The 13,831-nt window shown below is 38.9% G+C and carries 13 protein-coding genes; 9 read left to right on the forward strand and 4 right to left on the reverse strand.

Annotation, left to right across the window (positions count from 1 at the left end; all coding sequences use genetic code 11):
• The 7 genes from PSF31_RS01865 to mutM are packed head-to-tail and all read left to right on the forward strand — an operon-like array spanning position 1 to position 7,195.
• The gene (locus tag PSF31_RS01865; protein ID WP_096863633.1) at positions 1–1,122 is read left to right on the forward strand and encodes a glycosyltransferase family 4 protein; all 1,122 of its coding nucleotides are present in this window, start codon (positions 1–3) and stop codon (positions 1,120–1,122) included.
• Entirely contained in the window at positions 1,119–1,916 is a 798-nt protein-coding gene (gene rfaP / locus PSF31_RS01870) for a lipopolysaccharide core heptose(I) kinase RfaP (RefSeq protein WP_004265130.1), read from the forward strand. Before PSF31_RS01865 ends, rfaP begins: the two co-directional genes overlap by 4 nt.
• 24 nt (positions 1,917–1,940) lie before the next feature.
• On the forward strand, positions 1,941–2,951 hold the full coding sequence (gene waaO / locus PSF31_RS01875; protein ID WP_096863632.1) for a lipopolysaccharide 3-alpha-galactosyltransferase: 1,011 nt from the start codon (positions 1,941–1,943) through the stop codon (positions 2,949–2,951).
• An 18-nt stretch (positions 2,952–2,969) separates the two neighbouring features.
• The gene (gene rfaL / locus PSF31_RS01880) at positions 2,970–4,208 is read left to right on the forward strand and encodes an O-antigen ligase RfaL (RefSeq protein ID WP_096863631.1); all 1,239 of its coding nucleotides are present in this window, start codon (positions 2,970–2,972) and stop codon (positions 4,206–4,208) included.
• Complete coding sequence (locus PSF31_RS01885) at positions 4,201–5,217, forward strand: glycosyltransferase family 8 protein (protein WP_164561277.1); 1,017 nt, start codon at positions 4,201–4,203, stop codon at positions 5,215–5,217. The genes rfaL and PSF31_RS01885 overlap by 8 nt, the downstream gene beginning before the upstream one ends.
• Before the next feature lies 1 nt (position 5,218).
• The gene (locus PSF31_RS01890; RefSeq protein WP_232062926.1) at positions 5,219–6,364 is read left to right on the forward strand and encodes a glycosyltransferase; all 1,146 of its coding nucleotides are present in this window, start codon (positions 5,219–5,221) and stop codon (positions 6,362–6,364) included.
• Positions 6,365–6,385: 21 nt separating this feature from the next.
• Entirely contained in the window at positions 6,386–7,195 is an 810-nt protein-coding gene (mutM, locus tag PSF31_RS01895) for a bifunctional DNA-formamidopyrimidine glycosylase/DNA-(apurinic or apyrimidinic site) lyase (RefSeq protein WP_004265140.1), read from the forward strand.
• Positions 7,196–7,205: 10 nt separating this feature from the next.
• Here mutM and coaD read toward each other — a convergent pair whose 3' ends face one another.
• Complete coding sequence (gene coaD / locus PSF31_RS01900; protein ID WP_036959128.1) at positions 7,206–7,691, reverse strand: pantetheine-phosphate adenylyltransferase; 486 nt, start codon at positions 7,689–7,691, stop codon at positions 7,206–7,208.
• 191 nt (positions 7,692–7,882) lie between these two features.
• Between coaD and waaA the strand changes: the two genes are divergently transcribed.
• Together waaA and PSF31_RS01910 are read left to right on the forward strand one after the other, a co-directional pair.
• A complete protein-coding gene (gene waaA / locus PSF31_RS01905) occupies positions 7,883–9,163 on the forward strand; it encodes a lipid IV(A) 3-deoxy-D-manno-octulosonic acid transferase (protein ID WP_096863630.1) in 1,281 nt (426 codons plus the stop codon).
• Between the two features lie 199 nt (positions 9,164–9,362).
• A complete protein-coding gene (locus PSF31_RS01910) occupies positions 9,363–10,823 on the forward strand; it encodes a glycosyltransferase family 39 protein (RefSeq protein ID WP_096863629.1) in 1,461 nt (486 codons plus the stop codon).
• A 48-nt stretch (positions 10,824–10,871) separates the two neighbouring features.
• Here the strand turns inward: PSF31_RS01910 and yibB are convergent, their stop codons facing one another.
• The 3 genes from yibB to rfaF all read right to left on the reverse strand — a co-directional run bounded on the left by yibB (position 10,872) and on the right by rfaF (position 13,826).
• Positions 10,872–11,732, reverse strand: a complete 861-nt coding sequence (yibB, locus tag PSF31_RS01915) for a protein YibB (protein ID WP_096863628.1) — start codon at positions 11,730–11,732, stop codon at positions 10,872–10,874.
• A gap of 85 nt (positions 11,733–11,817) precedes the next feature.
• On the reverse strand, positions 11,818–12,780 hold the full coding sequence (rfaC, locus tag PSF31_RS01920; protein WP_096863627.1) for a lipopolysaccharide heptosyltransferase RfaC: 963 nt from the start codon (positions 12,778–12,780) through the stop codon (positions 11,818–11,820).
• A complete protein-coding gene (gene rfaF, locus PSF31_RS01925; protein WP_096863626.1) occupies positions 12,780–13,826 on the reverse strand; it encodes an ADP-heptose--LPS heptosyltransferase RfaF in 1,047 nt (348 codons plus the stop codon). Before rfaF ends, rfaC begins: the two co-directional genes overlap by 1 nt.
• Positions 13,827–13,831: the final 5 nt, after the last annotated feature.

The raw sequence follows: 13,831 nt of genomic DNA on the forward strand, positions 1-13,831 counted from the left end.
ATGAATCTGGCATTTTGCTTATATAAATACTTTCCGTTTGGTGGGTTACAGCGGGATTTCCTACGTATTGCAACTGAATGCCAGTCACGTGGTCATCACGTCCGTGTTTATACCCAATCATGGGAAGGTGATAAGCCTAGTGGTTTTGAAATTATTATCGTGCCGGTAACTTCAAAGACGAATCATGGGCGAAATGCACAATATTGTGACTGGGTGTTAGCTCATTTAAAGCAGCATCCTGCTGAGCGGATAATTGGTTTCAATAAAATGCCAGGGTTGGATGTTTATTATGCAGCTGATGTCTGTTATGCACAAAAAGTCGCTGAAGAAAAAGGGTTTTTGTATAAGCTGACACCTCGCTATAAACACTATGCCGCATTTGAAAAAGCGGTTTTTGCAGTGGGGAAACCGACACAGCTATTAATGTTAACGCCACATCAAATTAGTCATTTTAAAAAGCATTATGGAACTGAAAATGAGCGTTTTCATATGCTACCTCCCGGTATTGCCCAAGATAGAAAATATGATAAACAAATTGCTGACGCCAAAAGAGTTTATCGTGAAAAAAATCAAATACCTGAATCTGCATTTTTAGTATTGCAGGTAGGCTCTGACTTCAAACGTAAAGGTGTTGACCGGACCATAAAAGCCATTGCGGCATTGTCCGAAGACATTAAGAAAAACACGTTATTGATGGTAGTTGGCCAAGATAAACCGGTGAAATACCAGCAGTTAGCGAAAACACTGGGAATCGGCTCACAAGTCTCTTTCTTTAGCGGACGTAATGATATTGCCGAATTAATGGCAGCAGCCGATATATTAATGCATCCGGCTTATCAAGAAGCTGCAGGTATCGTGTTATTAGAAGCGATTACTGCAGGTTTACCGATTATTGTCACAGAAGTGTGTGGATATGCTTCATTTATTAGCCAAGCTCAATGCGGTATTGTGGTAAATGAACCTTTTGAACAAACCGTTTTAAACTTGGCTTTAGAAAATAGTTTAAAAAATCCGGCTCAATTAGCACAATGGGCAAGTAATGCGTGCTATTTTGCGGATACAGAAGATTTGTATAGTTTACCAGAAAAAGCCGCAGATATTATTTTAGGGGGAAGCAAATGATTGAGTTAAAAACCCCTTTTAGCGAGTTGTGGAAAAATAAAGATCCCTTTATCGAAGCTGATAAGTTACAAGGTGAAGTTTTTCGTGCATTAGAGACGCGTAAAACGCTGCGTTTTGAACTTGAAGGGCGCAGCTATTTTATAAAAATTCATTATGGGACTACGCTGAAAGAGGTCCTTAAAAACTTATTATCTTTTCGGTTACCGGTATTAGGGGCTGATAGAGAGTGGAATGCTATTCATCAACTTACCCAAGTTGGAGTGGATACTATGAATGGCCGGGCGTTCGGGCAAAAAGGGGTTAATCCTCTTCGTCGCCACTCCTTTATTATTACTGAAGATTTGACCCCGACGGTAAGTTTGGAAGATTATTGTGCAAATTGGTTAGATAACCCGCCAACTTTCAGTACCAAGCAAATGATTATTCGTCGGGTCGCGAAAATGGTGCGTAAAATGCACGCAACGGGTATTAACCATCGTGATTGTTATATTTGCCATTTTTTACTGCATTTGCCATTTACGGGAAATGAAGAACAGCTAAAAATATCGGTTATTGATTTGCACAGAGCACAACTCAGAAATTCTGTTCCAATTCGTTGGCGAAATAAAGACTTAATTGGTTTATATTATTCATCATTAAATATTGGGCTCACTCAGCGTGATGTTCTTCGTTTTATGAAAGTCTACTTTGGTTTATCGCTGCGAGATATTTTGCAACAGGAAGCGTCATTGATCGCTAAAGCGGAAAGCAAAGCTGCACAAATTAAAGAACGTACAATTAGAAAGTCATTGTAAGTCAAAGAAAGAAGAGAGATATAAATGTTCTTCAATAAAGAAAATGCGGTTACACAACAAATTGATTTATCGTCATCTGATGCGATTGTTAATAATGATAGCTTACATATTTCCTATGGGATTGACCGTAATTTTCTATATGGTTGTGGGATCTCGATTGCTTCTTTATTGAAAACCAATCCTGATATCTCTTTTTCATTTCATGTATTTACTGACTATTTTGATGATGAGCAAAATAAATTATTTAAACAGCTCGCTGAGCAATATAAGACGAGTATTAAAGTTTATTTAGTTGACTGTGAGCAGCTTAAATCGCTTCCAAGTACCAAAAATTGGTCATATGCAACTTATTTTAGGTTTATTATTGCGGACTACTTTTCAAACCAGTTAAATAGAATGATCTATATGGATGCAGATATTATGTGCCAAGGAACGCTGCAGCCATTGCTAAATATTCAATTTAAAGATGATGAAATCGCTGCTGTTGTGCCTGAAAGGGATCGCAATTGGTGGCAAAAAAGAGCGGATGCTTTAGGAGTCCCAAGTATTGCTTCGGGGTATTTTAATGCAGGGTTTTTAGTTTTAAATTTAGTGAATTGGTCAAAATTAGATATCTCAACTAAAGCAATGGATTTACTTTCCCAAGATGCTGTGAAAGCAAAATTATCCTATTTAGACCAAGACATTTTAAATATGCTATTAACAGGGAAAGTCATTTACCTTGATGGCAAATATAACACTCAATACAGCATCAATTATGAGTTGCAAAAAGGCAAAAAAGAAAACCCAATCACGCCTGAAACGGTATTGATTCATTATATTGGCCCAACTAAGCCTTGGCATCAGTGGGCGAATTATCCAACAGCTCACCCCTTTATTAGTGCAAAGGACGCATCGCCTTGGAAAGATATTCCGTTACTGAAGGCTAAAAGCAGTAATCATTTGCGTTATTGTGCGAAGCATATGTTTAACCAAGGAAAGGTTTTCTCTGGGATAAAAAATAATCTTCAGTATTTCTGGGTTAAACTAAATTAAATAATAATTGGGTAAGTTATGTCTTTTTTAGAAAGAAATGAAAGTATTCTCTCAAAGTATAACAAGACTTTGGTACTAATTTTTGTTGTTCTTTTTTTTGTGGAAAATGTAACGAGATATAAGCATATTCTGTTCTATTTGATGATAGCGACATCTTTGGTTTATCTATCTTTAGATACAAAAAAAGTGTTGGAAAAATTAAATGATAAGCTATTATACTTGGTTGGTGCTTTTTCTATCTTTCTTTATATATCAGTAGTTTATTCGGACATACCAAGTGTGTCGATTAAGACCCTCAACAATAATTTATTAAATTATGGAATACTAAGTCTATCTCTTTTATTGCCGATTATTTTATATAGAGAAAGCCTAAAAGATATTTCAAAACTATTATTAACGAGTTTTACTGCATCGTTAGCCTTAGTTTTACTTGTTGAGTTATACCGCTACTATATAGCTTATCAGCAGGGTATCTTGCCGTTTACTACTTATGATTTTAGGCATGTTTCGGATGCGTTAGTTTTCTTCTTTCCAATACTTCCTATTCTTTGGTATTTATTACCTAAATCTAAACTTATTTATTTCTATATTTTAAGTATTGTATTTCTGTTTGTTTTACTTGGAACGCTAGCTCGTGGGGCATGGGTTGCAGTTGCAGCCGCGGGGTTATTATTTTTGTGTTTTAAACGTCCTTGGAAGCTAATTGGGGTTGTATTATGCCTTTCGATAATTTCACTTATTTCAATTAAACTAATTTATCCCGATACAAGTAAAAAACTGTTTTATAAGCTAGAGCAGACAGATAGCACTCACCGTTATACGAATGGAACCCAAGGAACCGCTTTTGAGCTTATACTGGAAAATCCAGTTATCGGATATGGTTTTGGCGATAAAATCTATCATGAAAAGTACAATAGTGTTGTAAAAAATCATCCGAAATGGACATTTAAGCAGTCTATTGGGCCCCATAATATTTGGCTTTATATTTGGTTTGGTGCGGGTATTGTAGGGTTGGCGATATTTAGTGCGGTATTTTTGTCAATGTGCTATTCCTCAATGCAAGGGATTAAAAATAGGTCTGATGAACCGGAAATTTACTTTGCCTTCATTGCATTGATGTTAAGTCTTATTGGCTTTTATCTGGTTCGTGGGATGTTTGAACAAGTCGACCTTAAACCCTTAGGTATTCTTTTGGGGTTTTTAATCGCCATGATGGGGCATAGTTCAACCAAGCAGAAGAGAGTGTGCCATGAATAACCTGATAATAAATAAATATCTGTTAAATGAGGGGGCTAATGCTAGTAATACCTCATTACCATGTCTTGATGTTATTTATGGTTCGGATGAAAACTATCAGTTTGGTGCGGGTGTTTCAGCGGTCTCTTTACTTATTAATAACCCAAATACGTTCTTCAGATTTCATTATTTTTTAGATAAAGTCAGCCCTAGCTTTTTAGAGAAATTGAAGGCTATTTCTCATCAGTTTTCAGCTGAATTTCATGTTTATGAGTTGGATAATCAATTATTAAAAACATTACCGGCTTCTGATGTTTGGTCCTCAGCGATGTACTTTCGGTTAGTTGCTTTAGATTATCTTTCGAAAGATTATGATGTTGCCTTATATTTAGATGCGGATGTTATCTGTAATGGCCAATTAGATTTGGCAGCTAATTTAATTGAAGACAAAGTTTGTGGTGTTATTGCTGATGACATCGGTGTAAGAACAAAAAGTGAAGCGCGACTACACACACCACAGTTAGCAGAAACCTATTTTAACTCGGGTGTTATGTTTGTGAATTTAAAGAAATGGCACGAGAAACGAGTTACTCAGCAATGTTTTGAGTTATTATCTGCAGAAAATGCGAAACAACGGTTTAAATACCCTGATCAAGATGTACTAAACCTTATTTTAAGAAATGACCTGATACTGCTTAATAAAAAGTTTAATACAGTTTATACCTTAAAAAATGAACTGTATGACCGAACACATCAAAAATACCAAACCATTATTACACCCGAAACGGTTTTAATTCATTACACAGGGGTGAGTAAACCTTGGCACACATGGGCGAATTATCCTTCTTCTCAGCCTTTTTATAAAGCATTAGCACAATCACCTTGGACAAAGGATGATTTAAAACATGCCACTAAATTTGTTGAAAGGAAAAAAGAATATAAGCACCTATTAAAGCGAGGTGCTTATTTATCAGGTATTTTGTCAGGGATTTACTACTTGCTTGAAAAATACACAAAAAAAAGAAAGTAATATGATGATTAATAAAATTGTCTTAACAGTTTCTCCTATATTTTCTATACCGCCTAAAAGTGCAGCAGCAATCGAATCGTGGATGTACAATGTCGCTAAACGATTAGACATTGAAAACCGAATCGTTTGTATACGAAATGATGGATATAGTGCCCATTCTGTTGTTAATGAGCATTGTGAAATTGAGCGTATTAAGTTTGGAAAAGTGTATACAAGGCTATTTAAGAAATGGACAAGATTAGACCCATATTCTTATGCAGATAGAATTGTCAAAATTAAACATCAATTTTCGCCAAACCCGAATGAAAGTGTTATTTTTGTTCACAATCATATTAAATCCTTCAAAAAAATAATTAAGAAAGAAGGACATAATAATGTTGTGTTACACATGCATAATTTGTACGAGCCTAAAGATGTCCCTGAAGACATAAAAATCATTGTGCCAAGCCATTTTATGAAAAATTGGTACAGAGAACGTTTACCAAATGCGCTTATTGAAGTGGTCCGTAATGGGTTTGATGGTGAAATTTATGCTCAGCCACCTGAGGTCAAGCGTGAGGATTTTGGGCTAACAGCAGAAGATAAAATAGTTTTATTCGCTGGCCGGATCGCTAGAGATAAAGGATTACTTGAATTAATGCAGGCGTGCGAGACTTTCTTTAAAGAAGACCCTCGTTATAAGCTCGTTATTGTGGGTGATCCTAATGCCGCGTTAAAAGGTGAACTAGCGCAATATCAAGACGAAGTAAAAGATTATGCAAAAAATTTGGCTGAACAATGTATTTTCTTAGGTGGTGTTCACCCTGAAAAAATCCGACACTATTATTCTCTTGCAGATGTGATTGCTGTACCTTCCATCGCCCCAGAGCCATTTTGCATGGTCGCATTAGAGGCGATGGCTTCGGGTCGCCCAGTGATAGCGAGCCAGCGAGGAGCAATGGTAGAGTTTATTTCCCATAATGAAACTGGGTTTATTTTCAGGGAGCCGCTTTCGACTTTAAGTATGGCGGAGGATATTACTAGCGCGTTAAATCACCCAAATAGTCAAGAAATAGCCTATCATGCCAAAAAACATGCTTATGATAATTTCACTTGGGAAATTGTTAAAGATGAGCTCATGAGGGTGATTGCAAAATGGTATCCCTAAGCAAGAAATGTGAGTTTATATATGCCAGAACTACCAGAAGTTGAAACCAGTCGCCGTGGAATAGAGCCACATTTAGTCGGTAATACAATCTCTTACGCAGTTGTACGCAACAGTCGATTACGTTGGCCGGTCAGTGAACAAATTAAAAGCTTATCAGATGAAGCGGTTCTGAGTGTCCAACGTCGGGCCAAATATCTACTGATTGAATTGCAAACAGGTTGGATTATTGTTCATTTGGGGATGTCTGGTAGTGTGCGTATTTTGACCGAAGAATTACCTGAAGAAAAACATGACCATGTAGATTTAGTTATGCGAGATGGCAAAGTGCTGCGCTATACGGATCCTCGTCGTTTTGGCGCATGGCTCTGGTGTGATGATTTAGAAAACAGTTCGGTACTTGCACACTTAGGACCTGAGCCATTATCAGATGCCTTTAATCCCCAATATCTTTATGAATTAGCGCAAAAGAAAAAAGTGGCCGTTAAGCCGTGGTTAATGGATAACAAAGTGGTTGTTGGTGTGGGTAATATTTATGCCAATGAAGCATTATTTGCGACGAAAATATCACCTGAAAAAATCACTAATACATTAACATTGGCTGAAATTACTGAACTCGTGCAACAGATCAAAAAGGTGTTACAACGCTCCATTGAGCAAGGCGGCACGACACTAAAAGATTTTTTACAGTCGGATGGTAAGCCGGGTTACTTTGCCCAAGAATTGTTTGTCTATGGGAAAAAGGGGGAACCCTGCTCAATGTGTGGTACGCCAATAGAAAGCATTAAACAGGGGCAACGCAGTACTTTCTTTTGTCCGCAGTGTCAAAAATAGTGCGCTTTTGCTATTTTTTATTGAGTTTCTTTAACATTGCCTCAGCAACCACTGGGGGTAGGAAAGACGAAATATCACCATCGTGAAGGGCAACATCTTTGATTAAAGAAGAAGAAACAAAGGACAAACTTTGCGATGGTAATAAAAATACGGTTTCCAAGTCAGGAACAAAATGGCGGTTCATATTCGCTAATTGCCACTCGTATTCGAAATCAGCCACAGAACGAACGCCACGAATAAGAATATTAGCGCCATTTTTTTGTGCAAAATTAGCCATCAATTCAGAAAACCCAACAACTTCAACATTATCAAGGTGAGAAGTCACCTCTTTAGCAAGGGCAACGCGCTCATCAAGGGAAAACATCGGGTTTTTTCGTTGGCTATTTGCAATAGCCAACAAGACATGGTCAAACATTGCTGCTGCTCGGGTAACAATATCAACATGTCCTGATGTCACAGGGTCAAACGTACCAGGGTAAATAGCCTTATGTTTCATGGCGATAGTATCTCGTTGTTTGTATTTTCTATTCGAAAAAATAGCATGAATAAGCGCTAACATTATCGGCTATCTAGCATGGTTGCAACTGTAGATAAGATTTTACTGCTATTTTTAGGTGCATATTCTGCACACTTTTATCTGAGCTTTATGGTAAGATAGCGCCAATTTTGGTAAGTGAATCAGATCGAATGTTATTGCTGCGTTTATATCAGGTACTTCTTTATCTTATCCAGCCATTTATATGGGTTCGCCTATTGCTGCGCAGCCGTAAAGCGCCTGCGTATCGTAAACGTTGGGGCGAACGTTACGGCTTTTGTGCAGGAAAAGTAAAACCTCAAGGCATTTTATTACATTCAGTTTCTGTCGGGGAAACTCTTGCAGCCGTTCCACTAGTTCGTGCACTTCGTCATCACTATCCATCTCTACCAATTACAGTAACAACGATGACGCCAACTGGCTCAGAGCGTGTTCTTTCTGCATTTGGCGATGATGTCGACCATGTCTATTTACCTTATGACCTCCCTGGTTCTATGCGCCGTTTCCTAAAACAAGTCGACCCAAAACTTGTGATCATTATGGAAACTGAGTTATGGCCAAATATGATTAACCAATTGCATAAACGTAAAATTCCATTGGTTATTGCAAATGCGAGACTTTCTGAGCGCTCTGCTGCGGGGTATCAAAAACTCGGTAGCTTTGTGAAACGTATGCTACGTAATGTCACTATGGTCGCAGCACAACATCAGGAAGATGGTGAACGTTTCGTTCAATTAGGGTTGCGGCGGATGCAATTGAGTGTAACAGGGAGCCTGAAGTTTGATATCTCTGTAACGCCTGAATTAGCTGTCAGGGCAATAACATTACGCCGCCAATGGGCAGCACATCGCCCAGTTTGGATAGCGACCAGCACTCATGAGGGTGAAGAAGCCATTGTTTTAGAAACACATCAACAGTTATTAAAACGATTTCCTGATTTATTATTAATTTTAGTACCACGCCACCCTGAACGTTTTGCCAAAGCAGAAGAACTAACACAAAAAGCCGGTTTAACGTTTATTCGTCGTAGTGCCAATACGATCCCTACTGCAGATGTCCAAGTGGTGATTGGCGATACCATGGGCGAATTGATGTTGCTATATGGAATTGCGGATATTGCCTTTGTTGGGGGAAGCTTGGTCGAAACTGGGGGGCATAACCCACTCGAAGCAGCAGCCCATGCGCTACCCGTGTTAATGGGGCCTCACACATTTAATTTTAAAGATATTTGCGGAAAACTGACTCAAGCAGATGGCTTAATTACGGTGACAGATAGTGAATCGATGGCTCAAGCCGTGACGAGTTTGCTTTCTGATGAAGATTACCGGTTATATTATGGACGTCATGCCGCCGAAGTTCTTCATGAGAACCAAGGTGCCCTTCAAAGATTATTAAAACTATTGCAACCCTATTTGCCTCCGCGAGAGCAATAATGCCAAGTAATGTCTTTTTTTGAATATTAACTTGAACATTACAACAATAGATTGTGAATATTTTCTGGCACATCCTAGTATTGCATTTAAACTATAGTACACTGCCTCGTTTATTATAGAGTCATTCGATTTGGTTTATTACTATTAGAGTAGTATCCAAATGGAATGTTGGAACTTTTGCTTATCTTTCTAAGACTATATGCCAGCCATTAATCAATCAATTTCAAATAAATATGTTTATGTATGGGTCATAAGCTATGCCATAGCTTGGATCTTAGCGAGTTTTTATTTCGACCCTACCGTACCTTATGACACAGTAGAAGCAGTGAATTGGGGAATGAATGGGGAGTGGGGATCACCTAAAAACCCATGGTTTGTTGGCGTAATGATGTGGCCTGCAATTTACCTCGATATCCCCTATAGCTTTTATTGGTATTTTAGCCACTTTGTGGGTATTGCATTTGGTTTACTTGGGGTATGGAAACTAGCCTTCCGTTTAACTGGGCGTCGCGATTTCGCTTGGTTTGCAATGCTAATGTTGAATTTATCAGGTGTCATTAATTTCGATATCATTCCTTATAATGATAACTATATTTTAGTGACATTATGGCCTTGGGTTATTTATTTCTTTTTACGTGCGGTTGATGATAACCCTGCATGGTGGTTACCGTTTGCCTTATTTGCAGGCCTTGCAACAATGGGAAAATATTCAACATTGGCGCTAGTTGGGTCTGTTTTCTTGTTAACTATATTTGTGAAACAGGTTCGCCAAAGTTACCGTCATCCTGTTTTTTACCTTGCGATTGCATTGTGGTTTGCTTTGGTATTGCCAAATTTCTTTTGGTTGATGGCAACGGACTTTTCGGCTTTCAAATGGGTGGATTCACAAATCGACCCTGGGTTTAATCTTCACACCACACAAGCGGCACTAAGCGTGTTTTACCCATTAGTGATTGCGGCGATTGTCGTTTATAGCTGTGGTGGAAAGCTAGGGTGGCCTAAAGCGTTGACTAACCGCATGGCTAACTTCATTATTTTATTTCCATTAGTGGTGATATATGGCTGGTTCTCTTTCCACGATGGTGGTCGAATAACTGAATGGCTGCAGCCATTTATGGCTATCAGCGCACCGCTATTTGTTGGCTCAATAATAGAAATGCCAAGAAAACCGTTTAAGAAGTCATTAGTGGGTTTTGCAATTTTTGGTGTTTTAGTGGTAGTTGGTTATATTACCGTTCAGGCTGCGAATATTCGTGGAGCGGGGCAAAAATTTATTGGTGTTAAAACGTTAATTGCAGATGGGGAACAGCGTTGGTATGAACGTTATAACACACCTGTAAAATATGTCGGTGGTGAAGATAATCAGTACCAATGGTTTATTATTTATGGCAAGGATAGGCCACACGTCATTCAGCCTTGGTCTATGGAAAAGCATATGCCACCAAATGTGTATAACCGTGAGATTACGGAAGCTGAAATTCGCCAACATGGTGCTTTATTACTGGGTAAAAAATACGATGATTGCGCCCATGAAAACTTCGCTAAGGTTCGTAAGTTCTGGCCACAGTTTACGATAGAAAAAGAAGATGTGATTTATCGTTCTGAGCCAGATGCAGAACCTGAAACCATGTGCTTTGGGTTTATTGCGCCAGAGAAATAAGAAAAAACGCCTTGTATTCAAGGCGTTTTTTAATTAAATAACATTTTATTATTTAATTCTTCTCAGTAAAATCCCTAGGCGTGTTAAGTAATTAACTTTTGAGCCTTTATTGAATAATCTAAATACTTTAAACCATTCCATATAGCCGAGATAGTTTAATTTAAATAAACTAGGTTTTTGACTAGCACAAATTAAAAATACGCCTTGGTCATCATCAATGACACCAGATTGTATTAATTTTTTCTGAATTTGAAAAACAAGCTGATAAAATTCAGTCCACTTTTCTTTAGTCGCAACAATAACGCCACCAATAATATAGGTTTCATTATTGATAACCTTCTCCATCACAGCTTGTTCATTTTGTAAATCCAAGTCTTTTTTAATAGAAAAAAGATGAACTTTATTACGATCAAATGGATGAGCCCATCTAACCAGCCCATATCGTGTTTTTTCTCTACGGATATAGCCAAAATCGACCCATGCAATGAGTTCCTGACCTGCGAGTCCGGACTTAATTGCTTTATGGATAAAATAAGGTTTCAAGTTGTTAATCAATACATATTCGGCAGACCAATATTCAGGATTTTGTAATTGCTCTACCTTTATAAGGCTTTTAAATGAATCACTATGCTGAATAGAAGATATTTTTTTTATTATAAATTTAAATTTTTGATGTAGATTAATGGTAATTATATGGGTAGGTTTACCCTCTCGAAGTTTAAGGACTTTATCTTCTAAATCTGGGGAAGTAAAAACAATAATTTTATTATCAAGTTTAGCTAATCGTTGAAAGTGCTCAAAATAAGTATCTGCTGTTCTTTCTAGTCTATCGGAGCGACCACTTTTGGCATTCCAATTTCCTCTACCGATGTCAAAAAATGCCGTTATGATTGTAATTGAATTATTCATTATAATTAATGTCTGGTATTGAGTAGACTAGAAGCTTACCTACGTAAATAATGCGGTAAAAGATTTGAGTAGCTAAGATACCTTTCTATAGAAAATGTTTCAACTGTTCATAAGTGTATGTAGCACTTATATCCTCGATATGGTTGCTCGGAGATTTAATCGTATGCTGCCCTTGCCCATATCCCCCAATCAAGCCGGGGTCAGTGGGGCCAAACAGGGTAAAATTGGGTTTATCAAGCGCGGCGGTTAAATGGCTAAGCCCAGTATCGACAGAAACCACGGCTTTAGCATTAGCAATTTGCTGTGCAACTTCGGCTAAAGTAAGTTTAGGTAAAACCTCTACAAAATCAAAGTCTTTTGCTAATCGCTCTGCGCGCTGTTGCTCATGAGGTGCTCCCCACGGTAATTTGATTTTGATACCAGCCCCCGCCATTAGCCCGATGAGCTCTCGCCAATTTTCTTCAGGCCAGTGCTTATCATCACGGGTGGTTGAGTGCAGGAAAATGACATAAGGGCTTTGATGCTCTTCTGTTGACTGCAAAAAGTGGCGAGCAATTGCGTAATCCCCTTGCTGTGTTGGGCAGGCGTAACCAAGACTTTTGGCAAATAACTGGCGAATACGTTCCACGGCATGTTGTTGCTTACTAATTGCGTAACGATGGTCATAAAAGAAGCTGGCTAATGGTTCGCGAATACTATGGCGGTCATAGCCATGTTTATCGCCATGAGCTAAGCGGGTGACAAGAAAGGCACTCTTCAATAACCCTTGCGCATCAATGATTGCGTCATAATGTGTTGCTTGTAATTTCTTGCGAAATTCTGCACGTTCGGCTCTGATCGGTGCAGAAAACCAATTTTTACGCCAGCGACGAATGGCCACAGGGATCACTTGGTTAACGGCACTATGCCATGTTGGAATTTGTGCAAAGCCTTCTTCAACGACCCAATCGAACTGGATATCGGGTATGGCTTGTTGTGCATCGGTCAGCGCAGGTAATGAGTGTAAAACATCTCCCATTGAAGATGTCTTGACTAATAATACTCTCATCATTCAATACCTATATTTAACCGAGCTAACGCATCGATAACTAATTGGGGTTGGATATCAATCAAACTTTGGTGATAACCACTTTCACCGTCACCTTTACGCACTTTGTGGTACCCCGTAATTAGGCGGATCACTTCTGCTTTATCTGATAATGGCGGTGTAAAGTCAGGGCTACTTGGGCCATATAAGGCGACAAGAGGTTTACCTAGCGCTGCCGCGACATGCATCAAACCAGAGTCATTACTGACAACTGCAGTACAGGCATCGATTAGATTAACAGCTTGTTCTAAAGATGTTTTCCCTGAAAAATTATGGCAATGCAATTTAGCATCATCGGTCAGCTCTAAACGAATGGCTTCACCCGCTTCGTGGTCTTTTTGTGAACCAAATAGCAACACTTGATAGCCTTTTTGGCTAATGAGTGTTTGAGCAAGAGAAGCGTAGTGGTAGTGGGGCCAACGTTTGGCGGGCCCAAATTCTGCGCCTGGGCAAAAACCAATAACAGGGAGAGAACCATCAACCTCAAAGATTTGCAGAGTCTCAGCGACTTCTTGCGGTATAGTCACCAGTTTAGGCGGTAAAATGGGTGTCGGAATATCAGCAGCTGATCGAATAGTTTGCTTATCATAAGCAAGCGCAACATACCGCTGCACCATTAAAGGAAAAGCGTCTTTATTGAGTGGGCGAATATCATTGAGTAGACCATAGCGCATTTCACCACGCCATCCCGTTCTTTTGGGGATTTTTGCGAAGAAAGGCACAAGTGCAGACTTTAAGGAATTGGGTAACACAATCGCTTGGTCATAGCCATTTGCCTGTAAACTTTGGCCTAATCGACGACGTTCACCAATTTCCAGTGTACCATGCCCAAAAGGCATAGGAATGGCTTCGCTAACTTCAGGCATTTTGGCGAGTAAAGGACGGCACCATTGTGGCGCCATCACGTCAATCTGTGCATGGGGATGTAAAGCCTTGATCGTGCGATAAAGGCTTTGTGACATCATCATATCCCCTACCCATGAAGGGCCGATCACCAATATTTTCATAAATG

The sequence above is a fragment of the Providencia sp. PROV156 genome (assembly GCF_028480905.1).
Taxonomy (GTDB): domain Bacteria; phylum Pseudomonadota; class Gammaproteobacteria; order Enterobacterales; family Enterobacteriaceae; genus Providencia; species Providencia hangzhouensis.

What these genes read in the sequence shown, in the direction of transcription:
- rfaF (WP_096863626.1), bottom strand. Translation starts at nt 13,826, where the DNA reads ATGAAAATATTGGTGATCGGCCCTTCATGGGTAGGGGATATGATGATG.
- rfaC (WP_096863627.1), bottom strand. Translation starts at nt 12,780, where the DNA reads ATGAGAGTATTATTAGTCAAGACATCTTCAATGGGAGATGTTTTACAC.
- waaO (WP_096863632.1), top strand. Translation starts at nt 1,941, where the DNA reads ATGTTCTTCAATAAAGAAAATGCGGTTACACAACAAATTGATTTATCG.
- rfaL (WP_096863631.1), top strand. Translation starts at nt 2,970, where the DNA reads ATGTCTTTTTTAGAAAGAAATGAAAGTATTCTCTCAAAGTATAACAAG.
- PSF31_RS01885 (WP_164561277.1), top strand. Translation starts at nt 4,201, where the DNA reads ATGAATAACCTGATAATAAATAAATATCTGTTAAATGAGGGGGCTAAT.
- PSF31_RS01910 (WP_096863629.1), top strand. Translation starts at nt 9,363, where the DNA reads ATGCCAGCCATTAATCAATCAATTTCAAATAAATATGTTTATGTATGG.
- PSF31_RS01865 (WP_096863633.1), top strand. Translation starts at nt 1, where the DNA reads ATGAATCTGGCATTTTGCTTATATAAATACTTTCCGTTTGGTGGGTTA.
- waaA (WP_096863630.1), top strand. Translation starts at nt 7,883, where the DNA reads ATGTTATTGCTGCGTTTATATCAGGTACTTCTTTATCTTATCCAGCCA.
- yibB (WP_096863628.1), bottom strand. Translation starts at nt 11,732, where the DNA reads ATGAATAATTCAATTACAATCATAACGGCATTTTTTGACATCGGTAGA.
- coaD (WP_036959128.1), bottom strand. Translation starts at nt 7,691, where the DNA reads ATGAAACATAAGGCTATTTACCCTGGTACGTTTGACCCTGTGACATCA.
- PSF31_RS01890 (WP_232062926.1), top strand. Translation starts at nt 5,219, where the DNA reads ATGATGATTAATAAAATTGTCTTAACAGTTTCTCCTATATTTTCTATA.
- rfaP (WP_004265130.1), top strand. Translation starts at nt 1,119, where the DNA reads ATGATTGAGTTAAAAACCCCTTTTAGCGAGTTGTGGAAAAATAAAGAT.
- mutM (WP_004265140.1), top strand. Translation starts at nt 6,386, where the DNA reads ATGCCAGAACTACCAGAAGTTGAAACCAGTCGCCGTGGAATAGAGCCA.